5 protein-coding genes are annotated in these 17,364 nt (G+C 71.0%); 1 reads left to right on the plus strand and 4 read right to left on the minus strand.

The window, feature by feature from the left end; genetic code table 11:
• Positions 1 to 323: 323 nt before the first annotated feature.
• The 4 genes from FJ694_RS03445 to FJ694_RS03460 all read right to left on the minus strand — a co-directional run bounded on the left by FJ694_RS03445 (position 324) and on the right by FJ694_RS03460 (position 15,875).
• On the minus strand, positions 324 to 1,172 hold the full coding sequence (locus FJ694_RS03445) for a hypothetical protein (RefSeq protein ID WP_157264330.1): 849 nt from the start codon (positions 1,170 to 1,172) through the stop codon (positions 324 to 326).
• 57 nt (positions 1,173 to 1,229) lie between these two features.
• Positions 1,230 to 11,207, minus strand: coding sequence for a beta strand repeat-containing protein (locus FJ694_RS03450; protein WP_157264331.1), 9,978 nt, complete (start codon positions 11,205 to 11,207; stop codon positions 1,230 to 1,232).
• 378 nt (positions 11,208 to 11,585) lie between these two features.
• Positions 11,586 to 13,691, minus strand: coding sequence for a tetratricopeptide repeat-containing sulfotransferase family protein (locus FJ694_RS03455; protein WP_157264332.1), 2,106 nt, complete (start codon positions 13,689 to 13,691; stop codon positions 11,586 to 11,588).
• Between the two features lie 111 nt (positions 13,692 to 13,802).
• Positions 13,803 to 15,875 carry an acetate--CoA ligase family protein gene (locus tag FJ694_RS03460; RefSeq protein WP_157264333.1) on the minus strand — a complete coding sequence of 691 codons (2,073 nt, stop codon included), beginning with the start codon at positions 15,873 to 15,875 and terminating at the stop codon, positions 13,803 to 13,805.
• Between the two features lie 266 nt (positions 15,876 to 16,141).
• Here FJ694_RS03460 and FJ694_RS03465 point away from each other — a divergent pair, with 266 nt between their 5' ends.
• Positions 16,142 to 17,326: a hypothetical protein gene (locus FJ694_RS03465; protein WP_157264334.1), complete on the plus strand. Its 1,185-nt coding sequence runs from the start codon at positions 16,142 to 16,144 to the stop codon at positions 17,324 to 17,326.
• The last annotated feature ends 38 nt before the right edge of the window (positions 17,327 to 17,364 follow it).

Below are 17,364 nucleotides of genomic sequence, written 5' to 3' on the forward strand. Positions count from 1 at the left end.
AGGATGGACGGCGGGCGTTCGGTGTGCCGGAGCCACGCGATGGGTGGCGGACGGGACACGGGGATCGTGGCGGCAGGCCGGCTCGTTCCGGCCCGTCTCGTCACGGTAAGGAATTGGAGCATCGGGCCCTGCGCGGCGAGGGCGCGAATAGCGTCGGGAACGCTGCCCAGTTCAGGGTTTGAGGCCTCGGGGCCTTGCGGCCGGCTCGGCGGCCGGCGCCAGCGAAAATGCCCGCGTGCGCGGGCATGAAGGCCCGACCGTCCATGGGTCGGGCCGGGGGCATGCCGGCGACAGGAACCTGCGCCTGGCCGGCATCCGGGGCCTCAGGCCTGGCGGCGCTCGCCGTCCTTCGGGCGCGCGGCGGCGCAGAAGAAGCCGCCGCCAGGGATGGGCTGGCCCTGGTCGTTCAATGCCTTGGGGTGGTAGCCGATGGCTTCCTGCCCCTTGCCGCACACGGCATTGCCGCGCTGGCGCAGTCCTTCGGGCACCTTGCCGAAGGCCGCGGGGCGGTCCCAGGCCAGCTGCCCGTCCTGGCGCACCAGGCGCGGCGCGACCTCGCCGGGCTGCTCGCCATGGCGCTTGGGGAAGCAGTAGAAGCCGCCGCCAGGCAGCACGGCGCCGTCCGGGCCCCTGGCCTGCGGGTGGTAGGCGATGGCTTCGAGCTTCACGTCGGCCAGCATGCATGCCACGTCGCCGCGCACCTGCAGTTGCGCCGGCACCTTGCCGAAGGCGCCGGGCCGGTCCCAGGCCAGCAGGCCGCGCTCGCCCTTGGACGGCACCAGCTGCGGCGCCGTCGCGTCCCACTTCTCGCCGTTGGCGCGCGGGTAGCAGTAGAAGCCGCCGCCCGGGATGGCCTGGCCCTTCTCGTCGAGCGCCCGCGGGTGGTAGCCCAGGGCCTCCAGATCCACGCGCGCGGCCATGCATGCGCCGTCGCCCACGGCCTTGAGATCGCCGCTGACGGCGCCGAAGGCGCCCGGACGATCCCAGTCGAGCAGGAGCTTGCCGGTCTGGGGGTCCTTCTTGTCGGTGGCCACCAGGCGCGGCGGCTCCTTGGCATCGGGCGCGGCGCCCATGGCTGGAGCGCGCGGCACGCCGGCGCAGCCGGCCAGGACCAGCGCGGCCAGGGCGGCCGCCCCGGCCACCGCAGCCCGCTTCATTTCAAAGGGGGTCATGGTGAGTCTTCCTTGATTCGGTCTTACGGTTGAGGGCTCAACGTCCGGTTGCGTGCGTCAGATGATGCTGCCCTGTTGGGAGGCCTGGTGCGTGATCTGGTCCATGTCGAAGGTGGCCCCTTGCCCGACCTGCACGAACACCACCGAGGTGATGCCCATGCCGTCGCCGTCGTAGCCCACGGCGTACCAGTCGTGACTGGCGTCGTTGGCGACGATGTCGATCGAGCCTGCCAAGTCCAGGTTGCCCGTGTACTTCGCATAGGCCACCTTCGTGTCGCCGTCGAGCGCCGCGTTCAGGACGGAGAACAGGGTCGCCTCGTTGCTGACGCTGGCCACGGCGGCGAAGTCCTCGCCACTCAAGGTCGTGTCGGTGTTGCCGGTGACGTTCCAGTTCTGGCCGCTGGTTTCCAGCCATTGCCCGTCGGGCTGTACGACGATGTCAGTCCAGGTGCCCACGTCGGCCGCGGCGTTGCCGAAGCCCAGCCTGTCGGCGTCCACGTCGAAGTCCAGGATCGCGGTGTAGTTGCCCGCCAGGTCCGACAGCGAGCTGACGGCCGTGTCGCGGTCCTGCATCTGCTGGTTGTAGTGCAGCGTACCCCCGTGAGCCACGCCATCGATGTAGGCGAACGGGCTGCCGCTGTCGGCGACGTTGAGCGTGATGGTGCCTGCGCCACTGAGCGTTGCCGTGCTGTCCACGCCCGTGCCGCGGACGTTGCCCAGCCATACGTCCATGTCGCTGCCGGCATCGGCGTGCACGTCCAGCGCCCCCACCTCCACGGCCAGCGCGATGTTGCCCCAGGCGGTGGTGCCGTAGTTCGGGCCGCCGTGCAGCGCGGTGTGGTAGTTGCCGCCGGTCGCCAGCGAGGCGTCATCGCTGTCGGCGCCCAGGAACACCTGGCCCTGCAGCCCGGCGCCATGCAGAGACACCGACAGGTTGCCGATGCTCACGTTGGATTCGTCGTGGGGCAGGTGGTCGTCGTTGTCATCCTCGTAGGCGCCGGCGATGAACACCAGGTCGGCATCGGCGTCGAAGTCACCGCCGGTGGAGACCGCGGAGATCGACACGTTGCCCACCTCGATGTCGCCGCCGAAATCGGCGAAGAAGCCGGCCTCCGCGAGCACGTTGTCCTCGCCCAGCGCGAACACGGTCACGTCCTGGTAGTCCAGGCGTGCTTCCGCGCCCTGGGCCTCGTGCAGGCCGCCGAAGGCGCGGGCCGAGCCATGGGCCGCCGTCGCTCGCACGTCGATGTCGCCCTGGATGGTGACGGTGGCGTCGCCGTACCAGGTGTCGGCCCTCACCCGGCCCAGCGCCGCAGTGGCGAGCTGGCCGTTGTCGGCGCTGACGGTGACGTTGCCGTCGATGCTCACGTTGGCCGAGCCGCCGTTGTCGGCTTGGGCCTCGATATCCCACAGCACCGCGGTGGCCGAGTGCGCGCTGTCGCTGCTCTCGGCGCTGATGTCGATGTTGCCCGCGACATGGGTCGTGGCATAGGACTCGCCCGAGCCGGCGGTCGCCGCCAGGCTGGCCCCATGCCGGAGCACGGTCTTGGTGATGTCGATGTAGTAAGGGATGTTGCTGGTCGTGGTGTAGCTCTGGCGGATCACGGCTTCGATGCTCGAAGACTGCCCCCACTGCGCCACGGCGTGGCCGGCGTTGCCTTGCGCGGTCGCCGACACCTGGATGTCGCCGCCAATGCTCACCGTGGCCTTGGTCAGGTCAAGGTCGGCATCCTCGGCCTGCGCCCGCACGCCGCCCAGGTGGGCGTTGGCCAGCGAGGCACCGAAGGCTTTCACCGCCACGTCGCCCGTGACGTTGACCTGCGCCGTGCAGTCCTCGCCGGCACGGGCCAGCAAGGCTTCGGCAGCGCGGGTCTGCAGCGGCAGCGGGTCGGTGAACAGTTCCTCGTAGAAGTCGGCGTGGGCCTCCTCACCATACGCCGCGACCGAGACGCTGCCCACGGTAAGGTCGGCTCTGCTGTCCCCATCGGTGGCCGCGGCCGCCAGATGCTCCAGCCACGCCTCGGCCTTTGCGAAGCCGTTGGCGCTGACGTTGACCGCGCCGGCGACGGCGAGGGCGGCGTTGCCCGCGCCGTAGCTGCCGGCGTGCATGCCGGCGGCATGGGCCTGGGCAAGAGTGCCGGCCCATTCGCCGTTGGTCTGGGCGACCACGTCCACGTTGCCGCCGATGCTGATCAGCGCGCTGCCGCCATTGCTGGCCAGGGCCGCCAGCGTCTGCGCGCTGGCGAGCGCAGATGCGCCGTCGGCGTTGGCGTTGGCCGACACCTTGAAGGCGCCGGCCACCAGCAGCGAAGCGTCGGCGCCGCTGGCGCTGGCCTGCACGTGGACGTTGCCGCCCTGGGCCCGTGCGCTGCCGTTGCTGGCGTTCGTCGTGGCCTGCACGTGCCAGTCGCCGTCCACCGTCAGTGAGGCCCTGGCGCCGGCGCCATTGGCAACGACGCTGACGTTGCCCTGCTGGGCATGGGCAGACTGGCCGCTGGCACGAATGTCGATGTCTTCCATGCCGAACAAGGCCTGGGACCCGACGCCGCTGGCCGTCAGGGCCCAGGCCCCCAGCGTGGCATCGGCATTGCCGCCACCGGTGGATTGCGCGCTGAGGTGCAGGGTGTCTTCCACGCTCACGCTGGCGTTCGCGTTGATGCCGCCGGCCTTGACCTGCAGGCCATCCAGGCTCGCCCGGGCGTTGCCGTTATGGCCGTATGCAACGATGTTGAGGTCGCTGTGGACGTGGACTTGTGCCTGCGAGCCCGCATCTCCTGCCACGGCCAGCACCTCGTCCAGTGAAGCCGTGGCGTTGGCTCCCTGGGCGTGCAGCGCGACCGCGCCCAGCAGGGCGCTGGCCATGCCGCCGCCGGTGCCGCCCTGGGCTTGCGCCTGGAGCGACAGCAGCGTGGCCCTGGCGCTCTGGGCGCTGCTGGCCTGCACCGACACCGTGGTCAGCCCGGCCATGGCCGTGCCCTGGCTGCTGGCCTGCGTCTTGACGTTGCCCATCTGCGCCGTCGCGCCCTGGGCACCGCTGGCCTTCACCTGCACCGCGAAGGGCGCCATGTAGTGCCCGGCCCAGGCCTGGGCCCCTGCTGCATCGGCCGCCACTTCGATGTTGCCCATCGTGGCCTGCGCGGTGCCCGCGTCGCCTTCGGCCTGCACGACGACTTGCCCGCCGCCCAGGCTGCTGGGCGACACGAGCAGGCCTGCCATCGAGTTCACGCCGTGGGCTTCCACGTCCATGCCGTCGAAGTCGGCGCGGGCGCCGTTCGAGCCCACGGCCCGCACCTGCACGTTGCCGCCGATGCCGATGAAGGCGTGCCCGTTAGCGGCATTGAATTCGCTGCTGACCGACAGCGTGCTCAGCGAGGCGGAGGCCGCGCCGGCCAGGGCAACGGCCTCGACCTGCACGTTGCCGCCGATGTAGACCTCGGCCATGGCATTACTGCCGCCGGCCGTGGCGCTGATGGTGGACATGCCGGCCGAGGCACCGGTATGGCCTTGGGCCTTCACGATCAGGTCTTGCCCGATGAACACGCGCGCCCGGCTGTTGTCGCCGTCGGCCGTGGCGGCCAGGTCGCTCACATCGGCCGACGCATACCCGGCGTGCGAGATGGCCTCGTACACCAGGCTGCCGCCGATGCTGATCTGCGCCTGCGCGCGGTCGCCCGCGGCCTCGGCTTCCCAGGAGCAGCCATTGCTTGCCTGGGCATTGCCCACGCCTTCGGCGCGGATCATCACGTTGCCGCCGACGTTGAGCTCGGCCACGGCATCGGTCCTGGCATAGACGCTCATGGAGCCGATCGAGGCCGTGGCCTGGCCGTTGCCGCCCAGGGCGCGGGCATCGACGACCAGGTCGCCGCCGATGTCCACGCGAGCCACGGACCCGATGCCGGAAGCCGCCACGCCGAAGGAGCCCATGCTGGCCGAGGCGCCGTCCATGCCGCTGGCCTTGACTTCCAGGTTGCCCGCCACAATCAGGCTGGCCATCGCGCCGCTGGCATCGGCCGTCACGCTCACGCTGCCGAAGCTCGCGCTGGCCGCGCCGTTGTCGGCCAGGGCATAGGCGCCCATGGCGTCGCCCAGCACTTCAACCCGCGCCACGGCGTTGGCGCCCGAGGCGACGATGTCCAGGCCGCTGACGGACGCGGTGGCGTTGCCGCTGCTGCCCACGGCCATGGCCGTGGCGCCAAGGTCGCCTTCCACACGCAGCACCGCCTGCGCGCCGGCGGCACGGGCGGCCACGTCGACGCTGCCCATGGCAGCGGTGGCGTTGCCGCTGTCGGCCGCCCAGGCCAGGGTATTGATGCCGTGGCTGACTTCCAGGCGTGCGTTCGAAGCTGTGCCGTTGGCCGCCAGCGTGATGTCGCCCAGCTCGGCCGTGGCGCCTTGGGCACCGTTGGCCGACGCCTCGATGGCAGCCTGGGCGTTCAACCGTGCCCAGGCATTGGTGCCGTTGGCCTCGACGGTGATGTCGCCCACGCTCGCGCTCGCGGTGGACGCGGCATAGGCGTAGGCACCGAGATACTCGGCCGCGTCATCCTCGCCGCCCGTGTCCGAACCCACGTTCATTTCCGCCACGGCGTTGGTGCCATCGGCGGCGATGCGCAGGTTGCCCAGCGTGGCGGTGGCGTTGTCGTGGGCCGTGGCCGAGGCACTGAAGTTGCCTCGTACCGTGAGCACGGCCAGGGCGCCGTCGCTGCTGGCCTGCACGTTCACGTCGCCAATGCCGGCCTGAGCGCTGCCGCTGGGGGCGGTGGCGTAGGCCTGCACGTCCCGGGCCACGGTCAGCTGCGCGACGGCGCCGCTGACGCTGGCGCCCACGCTGATGTTGCCGATGGCGGCGCTGGCGCCGTGCGCACCCGAGGCATAGGCCTCGAACGTGCCGCCCACGTCCAGGATGGCGCTGGCGCCCTGCGCACCGGCCTGCAGCGTCACGTTGCCCACGTTGGCGTTGGCCAGGGCGGCGCCGGAGGCGTCGCTGGCGTAGGCGCGCGCGCCCAGGAAGCCGCTGTCCTCGCCGCCGATGCGCACTTCGGCCCTGGCGTTGTTGCCCAGGGCGGCAATGTGCAGCCCGGCCAGTTGCGCATCGGCTTGGTCAAGGGCGCGGGCGGTGGCCACCAGCTCTTCGTCCACGCCGACAAGGGCGCTGGAGCCGTTGGCATGGGCCTGCACACCGATGAAGCCCACGGTGGCGTTCGCGTTGCCACCCCCGGCCGTGGCGTCGGCCATCAGGTCGCTGCCGACGTTCAGGCGCGCCGTGCCATTCTGGCCGCCGCTGACGGCCACGCTGATGCTGCCCAGCGTGGCCGTGGCGTTGCCCTCTTCGGAGTCGGCCTCGGCCACCAGGTCGCTGTCAACGTCCAGTTGGGCATAGGCTTGGTTGCCCTGGGTTTCGATGGCGATGTTGCCCACCTTGGCCTGGGCCGTGCCCGAGACGGCCTCGGCGTAGGCGCCCAAGTCGTCGTTGAGGTGCACGCGGGCGCTGGCCTGGCTGGCCAGCGCGCCGATGCGTAGATCGCCCAGCAGGGCCGTGGCGTTGTTGCCAGCCTCGGCCTCGGCGCTGATGTCGTTGTGCGTGAAGATGCTGGCGTAGGAGCCGAAGCCCTCGGCCAGCACGTCCACGCGGCCCACGCTGGCCTGCGCGTTGCCGTCGTCGGCGCGGGCCACGGCGTTGATGTCGTCAAACACGTTCAGCCGCGCGCCGGTGGCGACATCGCCAGCGGCCACGCGGATGTTGCCGAAGCTGGCCGTGGCGCCGTAGAGGCCCTCGGCATAGGCCTGGAAATCACCGCCCAGATCCAGCGACGCACCGGCGCCCTCGACGCCGCCGAGGTAGGTGTAGGCGGGCGAGCTGTTGGTGGCTGGCACCGTGACCACGTGCGGCACCACGGCCACGGTCACGTTGCCCACGCTGGCATTCGCCAGGCCGGCGCCCGCGGCGTCCGTGGCGTAGGCCCGGGCGCCCATGAAGCCGCCGTCTTCGCCGCCGATGCCGACGCTGGCCCCCGCGTTGCTTGCCAGGCCCAGGACGTCGATGTCGCCCAGCGAGGCGTTGGCGTGGTTGAAGGCGTGCGCCTCGGCCTCCAGGCGGTTGCCCACCTGGACGCTGGCGGCGCCGCCGACGCTGTTGGCCCGCACGTCCAGGCCGGCCAGGGTGGCGAGGGCGTCGCTGTCGGCGGCGCTGGCCTGCGCCAGCAGGCTGCCGCCCACGGTCAGCGCGGCGATCGAGGCGCTCTCGCCGTTGGAGACCACCTCGTTGACGCTGGAAGTCGAGGCCACGGCGTTGCCCTGCGTGGCCGTGGCGCTGAAGCGCACGTCGCCGTCCACGGTGACGCTCGCGTACGAGTTGCCGCCGTCGGCCAGGACGCGGGCCGCGCGCTGGCCGACGGCACTCGCGTCCGCGCCGGTGGCCTCGATGCTCAGGTCGCCACCGATGTGCACGCCGGCCGTGGCGCTGGCGCGGCTGGCCGTGGCGTGCAGGGCCACGAACTGGGCCACGGCCGTGGTGTCGGCCTGCGCCGTCACCTGCACGTCACCGCCGATGTCCACCCGCGCGCTGCTCGGGGCAAAGCCAGGCTGCACGGCCAGGGCGTGTACGCCGGCCAGCGTGGCGGAAGCAGGGCCGGCCGTGGCCGTGGCGGCCACCGTCACGTCCTCGTGCACGGTCACGCTCGCATGCGAGCCGGCCCGGTTGGCCACGGCGGCGATGCCGGTGAACATGAAGTCGTTGGCGATGGCGAAGTCGCCCTGGGCGACCGCGACGCCTTGCAGGCTGGCGCTGGCCTGCGTGCCGCCCTGGGCCTGCACGTCGATGTGGCAGGCCTCCACCCTGGCTTGGGAGTTGTTGCCCGCGGCCTTGGCATACACGAAGCCTTCGGCATCGGCACTGCCCGCGGCCTGCACGTGCACGCCGGCATCGAAGACGCCGAGCTGCGCGCGGTTGCCGTTGCTCTGGCCATGAGCCACCAACAGCAGGTTGCCCTCGGCGCTGGTGGCGGAATTGATTCCCAGCTCCAGGCGGTCCACCCACAGGGTCTCGGCAGGCATGACACCACCGACGCGCGCGCCGACGGTCATGGCCGCGTCCGGGTCGGTGACCTGGATGTCGAGCCCGCCCGCGCTCACGTTCTGCGTCTGCGCGGTGCCGGTGAGCGTCTCGCCGGTGCGCAGCGCGTACTGCGCCACCGCGATGCCCGCAGGCGTGGGCGAGTGGGTGGGCAGGCCCTGCGTGAGCACGAAGACGTTGCTGTCCTCGTTGGTTTCGCTCGCATCGGTCGCCTCGTACTGGCGGCGCTGGAGGCCGAAGATCTGGCAGGGCGCGTCGCCCAGCACCAGTGCGGGCACGGAGACGAAGGTGGCGGCCGCGCCGCCGCCGGAGGTGTTGCCCGCCAGGTCGGTGAGCGTGGCCGTGACGCTGTAGCTGCCGGGCAGGGCGGCTTGCATGCCGGGAATGACGATGACGGCTTGGCCGGCATCGATCTCGGCCTGCGTGACCGTGCGGGTGATGGTGAAGGGCGTGCCCGTGCCGGGATCGTCCACCGTGAGCGTGATCACGAAGCCCGGTGCCAGGTCCGGGCCGGACAGCGGCACCAGCACGTTCACGCCGCCGTCGCTGGCGCGCTCGTCGGCGTCCACGCCGTTGACGGTGTCATGCTCGGGCACGGACAGGCTCGGGGCCGCCGGCGCGGTGGTATCGCGCGTGAAGCTGAAACCGGTGTGGGCGGTGTTGCCCGCCACGTCGGTGGCGCGCACGCGCACGTTGTTCAGGCCTTCAACGGCGGTGAAGCTGTTGCTCCAGGTCTGGCCGCTGTCGGTGCTGTAGCTCAGCGTCACGCCGGGCTCGGCCGGGGGCGTGACCGTGAGCGTGCCGTTCTGGCTGATGCGGTCGCTGGCGCTGGCGCCGCTGTCGTGGGCCAGCGCCACGGTGGGCGCGCTGATCTGCGTATCGAGCGTGAAGGAGAAGGGCGAGGACGTGGCCTGGTTGCCCGCGGCGTCGGTGGCGCGCACGAGCACGTTGTTGGCGCCCTCGACGGCGGTGAAGCTGCTGCTCCAGGTCTGGCCGCCGTCGATGCTGTAGGCCAGCGTGGTGCCGGGCTGAGCCGTGACGGCCAGCGAGCCGTTGTTGCTCAGGCGGTCGCTGGTGCTGGCGCCGCTGTCCTGGGCCAGCGCCACGGTGGGCGCGCTGATCTGCGTATCGAGCGTGAAGGAGAAGGGCGAGGACGTGGCCTGGTTGCCCGCGGCGTCGGTGGCGCGCACGAGCACGGTGTTGGCGCCCTCGACGGCGGTGAAGCTGCTGCTCCAGGTCTGGCCGCCGTCGGTGCTGTAGGCCAGCGTGGTGCCGGGCTGAGCCGTGACGGCCAGCGAGCCGTTGTTGCTCAGGCGGTCGCTGGCGCTGGCGCCGCTGTCCTGGGCCAGCGCCACGGTGGGCGCGCTGATCTGCGTATCGAGCGTGAAGGAGAAGGGCGAGGACGTGGCCTGGTTGCCCGCAGCGTCGGTGGCGCGCACGAGCACGGTGTTGACGCCCTCGGCGGCGGTGAAGCTGCTGCTCCAGGTCTGGCCGCCGTCGATGCTGTAGGCCAGCGTGGTGCCGGGCTGAGCCGTGACGGCCAGCGAGCCGTTGTTGCTCAGGCGGTCGCTGGCGCTGGCACCGCTGTCCTGGGCCAGCGCCACGGTGGGGGCGGTGACCTGGGTGTCGAGCGTGAAGGAGAAGGGCGAGGACGTGGCCTGGTTGCCCGCGGCGTCGGTGGCGCGCACGAGCACGTTGTTGACGCCCTCGACGGCGGTGAAGCTGCTGCTCCAGGTCTGGCCGCCGTCGATGCTGTAGGCCAGCGTGGTGCCGGCTTCGGCCGTGACGGCCAGCGAGCCGTTGTTGCTCAGGCGGTCGCTGGCGCTGGCGCCGCTGTCCTGGGCCAGCGCCACGGTGGGCGCGCTGATCTGCGTATCGAGCGTGAAGGAGAAGGGCGAGGACGTGGCCTGGTTGCCCGCTGCGTCGGTGGCGCGCACGAGCACGTTGTTGACGCCCTCGACGGCGGTGAAGCTGCTGCTCCAGGTCTGGCCACCGTCGATGCTGTAGGCCAGCGTGGTGCCGGCTTCGGCCGTGATGGCCAGCGTGCCGTTGCTCGTGATGGCATCGCTGCTGTCGGTGCCGCTGTCCTGGGACAGCGCCAAGGTGGGCATGCTGACTTGGGTGTCGAGCGTGTAGTCCTGGCTGGCGGTCGTCCCGGCACCAGCGGTGTTGCGCACCTGGAATGCAATGGCGTTGGTACCCGCCAGCAGCGTTGCGCCGGCCCACGACACGCTGGTGCCGTCGACGGCTGCAGTGACGTCGGTCCAGGTGGTGCCGCCGTCCACGGAAGCCCACAGCGTCTCGCCCGCGGCCAATGCGGCGCTGAGCCTGGCTGTGACGGTCTGTGCAGCTTGGGAAGTGAGGAAGTCGGTGGTGGAAGTGCCCGTGTCGGCGCTGATGTGGATGGCGCTGACGGTGGTGCTGGGCGCACTGGGAGAGCTCGGAGTGGGGCTGGAGCCGCCGTTGGAGGCGGCAGCGGCTGCGCCGGCTGCGCCAGCCGCACCGACTGCGGCAGCTGCGCCGGCACCGATGGCGCCGGCCGAAACCGCGCTCGCCGTGGCCACGCCCACGCTGCCCACCGCACCGGCCGCGCCAGCGCCGGCCGCACCGGCTGCTCCAGCCCCGGCTGCGCCAGACGCACCAGCGCCAGCGCCAGCGCCAGCACCAGCACCAGCGCCAGCACCGCCACCTGCACCGGCACCAGCACCAGCACCAGCACCGCCGCCGGCTTCGGTCGCGGCCGCAGCGCCTTCTTCGACCTGGGCCACCAACTGGGATTCGGCGGCATCGGTCAGCGCTGCGGCGTCGGCGTCGGCGGGCAGCGCGTCCTGCAGCTCGCCGTCCTGCAGTTGCTGCAGCTCGTCCTCAGGACGGCGGCGCAGGTTGGGAAGCGTGGGACGCTGAGGAGCAGCAGGCCGCGCAGTCATGGTGTCAGGTCGCAGCGTGTCGGGGTTCGTCTTCATGCAATGCCGTTCAAGGATCGGGGCGGGGAACCGGTGACCGTGCCTGTTCTTCGCGGGAGGCCGGCGCACCGAACGGGAATGGCGCTACTTCGGTTGCAACCGCGAGCGGCTGAAGGGTCGTCCGGGGGTATCGGGGCGTTCGTTTACGCTTCTGACACAGTGGGCCGGCAGCACGCGCTGGCCGACCGGGTCGCGGTCATGCGAACGCCGCGCGTTTGCCTGAAATCAGGCGGACGCGGCGTACACGGTTACTCCAGGAGACGTCAAGAAACTGCGGCTGGCTTCGGGACCGCATGGGCGGCCGGCCTGCGCCGGCACGTCCGAACGTGGCGCGTGACGTCCGTGCTCCGGCCGTGGTGCCCAGGGGCTACAGGGCGGTCAGGCCGTCGTGGAGCAGGATGCCTGGACCGCATCCTGGGTTGCGGGAGTGCCCTGGGGCGAGAGCGCGTCCAGCTCGGCCTCGTACGCATCCACCAGCGGTCGGATCTCCGCCAGCAGCGGCTGCAGGTAGCTCTCGTACTTGCGCCAGCGACCCACCGAGGAGTTGTAGATGGGCTGGCGCACCTGGCTCAGGCTGGCAGTCTTCACCGAGCGCTCGGTTTCGTAGAAGCGCAGGCAGGCGTCGTCCCAGGGCAGCCCGATGTGGGCCACGATGCGCCGCGCCATGGTGTCGAGGTCGGCCACCACCTGCTCGTAATGCACCGAAAGCAGCATCCCCGGCGGCAGGTTCGACTCCCAGTGCTGCATGTGCTCGTGGTAGGCACGCCAGCACTTGCCCAGGTTGCGCAGGTCGTAGCTCCAGGGCATGCCGTCGGGGAAGAAGATGCGGTAGTTGGACAGCGCGCAGTCCATCGGGTGGCGCCGCGTGTGCACGATGCGTGCGTTGGGCAGGATGAAAGGCAGCATGCCGGCCCAGAAGTAGTTGCCCGGCATCTTGTCCACCACGCGGAGGGCCCCGGTGCGGCCCGCGGCGTCGGCCAGCGCCGAGATGGCTTGCACGTAGCGCTCGCCCCGCTCGCGAAATCCCAGCGTGGCGCACTGCAGGTCCACGCCCGGGATGTAGGTCGGGATCGCGCCGCCGTCGTCGCTGCCGGTCTGGATGCGCGTGCCGTTGACGTTGATGCCGTCGAGCACGCGGTGCAGCAGCTTGAGCTCGCCCGCGCCCCAGGCCTGCGGGTGGCTGGCGATGATCTGCTCGGTCAGCGTGGTGCCCGAGCGCGGCATGCCCAGCACGAACACCGGTGTGTCGCTGGGGCAGGCAGGCTCCTTGAAGCCGGCATAGGTGGCCGGGTGCATGCCCTGGCGCAGCGTGCGCAGCAAACTCAGCGCGGCACCGTGGCGGTAAGGGTTGATCTCCGTTTGCTTGGCGCCGCCGATGCGGTAGTGGTCGAAGGCCGCATCGTGCTCGCCCACGTCCTCGCAGGCTTTGGCCGCGGCGTAGTGCAGCTCGACTTGGCGCTCGCGCGGATAGCTCTCCATGCGAGCCAGCGCCTGGTTGACGCGGCGCCAGGCGTCGTCGCCGTAGGCGTAGCGGTGTTCCACGCCGTGCACGCGCAGCGTGGTAGGGTCCAGCGGGTCGATCTCCATCGCTCGCTCGAAGCTGACCTGCGACTGCGCAATCTGCCCCACCTGACGCTGCTGCACCGCCAGGTCGTACCACCACTGCTTGTGCTGCGGCTGCAGCGCCAGTGCGCGCTGCAGTGCCGCAATGGCCGCGTCGGTGCGGTCCATGCGGTGGCAGGCACGGCTGCGCGAGAGCAGGTGCGCGGCCTCCTCACGACCCTGGGCCCGCAACGCGTCCAACGTGGCGAGCACCTGCTCCGGCCCGCCGCTGCGTTGCAGCAGCAACTGTGTCCATACTTCCACCGCGCCGGTGGGCGCAGGCACGCGCTGCATGAGCTGCCCGCACAGGACCTCGGCTTCGTCGTGGCGCTCCAGGCGCACCAGCAGCTTGGCATGCGCCACCGCCAGCTCTTCGGTGTCGCGCAGTGTGCGCAGCCGCAGCACCGTGTCGAGCGCGCCGCGCATGTCGCCAGCGTCGCGCTGCAGCTCGAAAAGCCGCCGAGCCGGCGCTTCTTCGTACTGCAAGGCCAGCGCCTGGCGCAGCGCCTCGCTCTCGCCGGCGGGCTTGCCCAGGCGCATGCGACACGATGCCAGCATCATCCAGATCCAGCGCTGCGGCGGCGTGCGCTGACACTCCTGCTCTAGCAGCGCCTCGGCGCGATCGAATTCCTCCGCGGCCACGTGCAGCAGGATGCGCTCGCGCTTGAGCACCGGGCGCTCGCCGTACTCGGGTTGCAGCGCGTCAAGCTGCTGCTCAGCAGCGGGGAACAGCCCGTGCTTGCGTGCGGTTTCCGCGCGGGCCAGTCCCTGCACCAGGGTGGCGGGCAGGTGCGGCAACACCTCGCGCAGCGCAGCGGCGGCTTCGGCAATCTGCCCGGCGTGATCGATGACGAAGGGCGGCAGGGTGTGGGACTGGCTCATGATGTGATCCTCTCGCGAGGAGCCGGCTGGAGATGCCGTGAAAAAGGGGCCTTTGGCAAGCCGTTATTGCCGTTCAGTGCCACGGGCCTGGAAGCCGGCAGGCGCGCCGATTCAATCTGGCCTGATCCCGGGCGACTGACGCCGCGTGCCGATGCCTGGCGGTGTTTCACTGAGCACGGTTCCGATTGCCGAAGCCAGCTGGGGCAACGGCACCCGGCGGCCCTGGCCAGCCGGCAGACCCTGCAGCAGCGGCGCCCAGCCGACGCACTCCGCAGCGCCGACAGCGCCGGCGCTGCTCATGGGCAGCAGTGCGGCAGCCTGGTGGCGCCAGTGCAGCCAGGCCGTTGCATCAGCGTGCGCCGCGGGACCGCCGGCCAGCACCAGCAGGTCGAAGCGGTCCACCGGCAGGCCGTCGCGCAGCCCGGCCGCGCCGTCGAGGCAAAGCAGCGCCACGTCCACATCGGCATCGGCCAGCAGCGCGCCGCCGGCCGCCAGCACGCCGAGCCCTCCCGGCGCCACGCGGCGTCCGCCAATCCACACCCCAGCGGCCGTCGCCAAGCCCAGGCGCTGGCCCGGCATGGCCTCGGAGAGTGCCAGCGCCAGCGCCTGCGGAATCGGGTGCCCCAGGACCACCACCACCGGGATGCGGCCCTGACCATGCACCATCCGCTGCAGCAGCCAGCCCGGTAGCTGCGGCGCGAGCTGAGGCTGGGCATTGATCTCGCAAAGGGCAGCGCCGCCTTCCAGCCAAGAGCGGCCGATGTCGGGGATGAGCAGGTCCACGCCCGCCAGGTCCAGGTGCAGCGCCCGGGCCGCGCGTGCCGCCAGGGCCAAGTTGTCTGGATGCACCTTCTCCAGTGGCAACGGCACGCGCACCCCGCCCCGGGAGATGTTGGCCGCGCGCCGCAGCCGCACGAATCTCCCGGCAGCCGGCACCGCGTCGGCTTGGAGCTGCTGTTCGGCCAGCAGGTCACTGGCCTCGTCATCAAACACGAGACGCTGGAGCGGGCCGGCCGCGCTGCGCTGCGGGTCGTCGTTGAGGGCTTGCAGCAACTGTGCCACGCTGCGCGTGCCGTCGCCCGTCACGCCGCCCGGCACCCGCTCGGCGACCCAATACACCTCGCCCTGGTACACCTGCAGCCGGTGGTCGCGCCCATCGACGTGCTGCTCCACCAGCACGCGGCTCGACAGCGCGCGCGCTGCGACAAAGGCCCTGCGCACGGCTTCTGGCGTGTTCAACCCAGCCTGCACGCCAAGTCCGCCGTCCTGGTCGGCCGGCTTGACCACCACCGGCCAGCCCAACTGTGCGGCCACCGCCACGGCCTCGTTCGCGTCGCGCGCCAGCCGGTGCGCGGGCACGGGCATGCCCAGCGCACGCAATACTGCTGCAGCCCCCGTCTTGTCGCGGGCCAGCCCCGCGCCGATACGCGGTGTGGCGTCGGTGAAGGAACTGTCGAGCAGGCGCGATTGCGCGCCCCAGCCGAAGCGGTAGACGTTGCCGTGCACGTGACGCCACGGAATGCCCGCATCGTGCGCCGCCTGCAGGAAGCGCAGCGTGTTCACGCCCTGCGGCGCCAGGGCTTCGAGCGTCGCCCGCAGCGGCGCCAGCGTCGACAGGCTCGCCTCGGGGTCCATGCCGCGCAATGCGTCCTCGGCGCGCGCCACAACCCAGTGCAGCGCCTGGGCCGTGGCCGTGGCCTCGTGTGGCTGGCACGGCAGGTGCAGCAGGTGCCACCGGTCCGGCATGTCGGGATCACGGTGCCGGGCACACAGGGCCCTGGCGTTCTGGAACACCGGCCAGCCAGCGGCATATTGCATCGCCGTGGCCCACGCCAACAGCCGCTCGGGCAGCGTCATGCCCACGCCATCCGGCAGCGCGCCGGTCGGAAGTGCGGCTGCCAGCAGGGCGTGCATGGCGTCCAGCGCCGTCGCCGCACCCTCGGGCAGGGCTTGCAGCTCCAGCGTCGCCAGCAACCCCGGGCCGCCAAACTGCGGCGCGTGGCCATCCAGCATCCGGAATTCAGGCTGCAGGCGGATCACTTGCGTGGCAGGCACCTTTGGAAAACTCATGTCGATGTAGGCCGGAGTTCGCGTCCCTTGCCTGGCCCGGGCAAGCCGTTGTAAGTGGGGCCTGAAGCCACGGCGTAGAACGGTTTGCAGGCAGCAGAGAACGATGCACCGCATCAAGTCATGGTTGCAGCCGCATCAGCGAGGGAGAACATCCCCGTGGCAAGGGACTCGTGACGAAGCCGAAAGTCCCGGCCGTGTGCCAAAGCATGTATCGGCAGTCGGCCAGCAATGTAGTCAATGGATCGGGTGAAGCTGCGTGGCTTTTGCCACGCACAAGCCGGATATCCGTTGCGCTTTACGTATGGAAACCACAGCTGCCCGCACACTGCGGGCCGGCCGTGGCCTGCTTAGGCCTTCTCAGGAATTCAGGTCGTCTTTGAATGAGCCTTCCCATTTCGTCCGCTACTGCAAGCTCTGGCGTCAATCCGGGTCAACCGCCACGCGTTCTGTTCGTGCAAACCGAACCATGGGTGGGTCCGGAGCGTCTGGTGCTGGCGTTGATGGAGCGCGGCGTGGCGTGCGCGGCCTGGCATCCCGAAGGTACGACGCTGCAGGCGCTCAACCTGGCGTTGCGCGCGGCCTACCGGCCGGGCAGCTCCTGGGCCGGATTGCTGGATGCGCTGCGGCGCTTTGCTCCGCAGCGCATCGTGCCGCTGGACGACCGGGCGGTGCTGCTGCTGGCGCAGCTGTGGCAACAGCAGCACGCCGCGCTCCTGCCCTTCGGGGCACTGCTGCGCGACTCACTCGGCAACATGGATTCGCTGGCGCTGCGTGGGCGGCGCAGTGCGCTGGTGGCGCTGGGCAAGCAGGTTCTCCAGCCTGAGGGATGGTGCCCGGAGCAGGGCAAGCCGTTGCACGAGTGGGCCCAGGCGCGCCAGTGGCGCTGCGTGCTCAAGGCCGAAGCTACGGTGGCCGGAACGGGCGTTGCACTGGTGTCGTCCCGGACGGAGTTCGACGCAGCGCTGCAGCGCCTGCAAGGTGCCGGTAGGCCGTTGATCGCGCAAGCGTTGGTACGCGGTCGCTGTGCCATGCGCGCCTGCTTGGCGCAAGGTGGACGCGTCGTCGCAGGCATGTCGTTGCTCAACACCCAGCAGCAGTCCGGCACCGGGCCGGCTACCCGTGTGCGGGCCATTGCCAGCGAGGACATGCGCATTGCCTGCGAGCGGCTGGCCGCGCTCTGGTGCATGGATGGCTATTTCTCGGTGGACTTCATGATCGATGAGGCCAGCGGCCGTGCCCTGGCCATTGAATGCAATCCGCGGCCGGTGGCGTGGCTGCACCTGGGTCGTTTGGTGGGCGTGGATCTGATCGGAGCCTTTGTCTCCTCCATCACCCACCCGAACGTGGCAGCGCAGCTGGAGCAGGCGCCGCTCGATCAGGAAATTGCGCTGTTCCCGCGCGAATGGGTGCGTGATCCGCGCTCGCCATTCCTGTCGGGCCCGGCGCACGACGTGCCCTGGGCCTACCCCGCGCTGGTGACGCGCGTGATGCAGGCGGCCGTGCAGGAGATGGCTGCACGCCGGGCAGCGGCAGCAGCGGCGGCGGCGGCGATGCCGGCCGTGTAGCGCGTGCAGCTTGGGGGGATGGCGAGGAACGCGAGCGC

This window comes from Azohydromonas aeria, assembly GCF_009760915.1.
Lineage (GTDB): Bacteria > Pseudomonadota > Gammaproteobacteria > Burkholderiales > Burkholderiaceae_C > Azohydromonas > Azohydromonas aeria.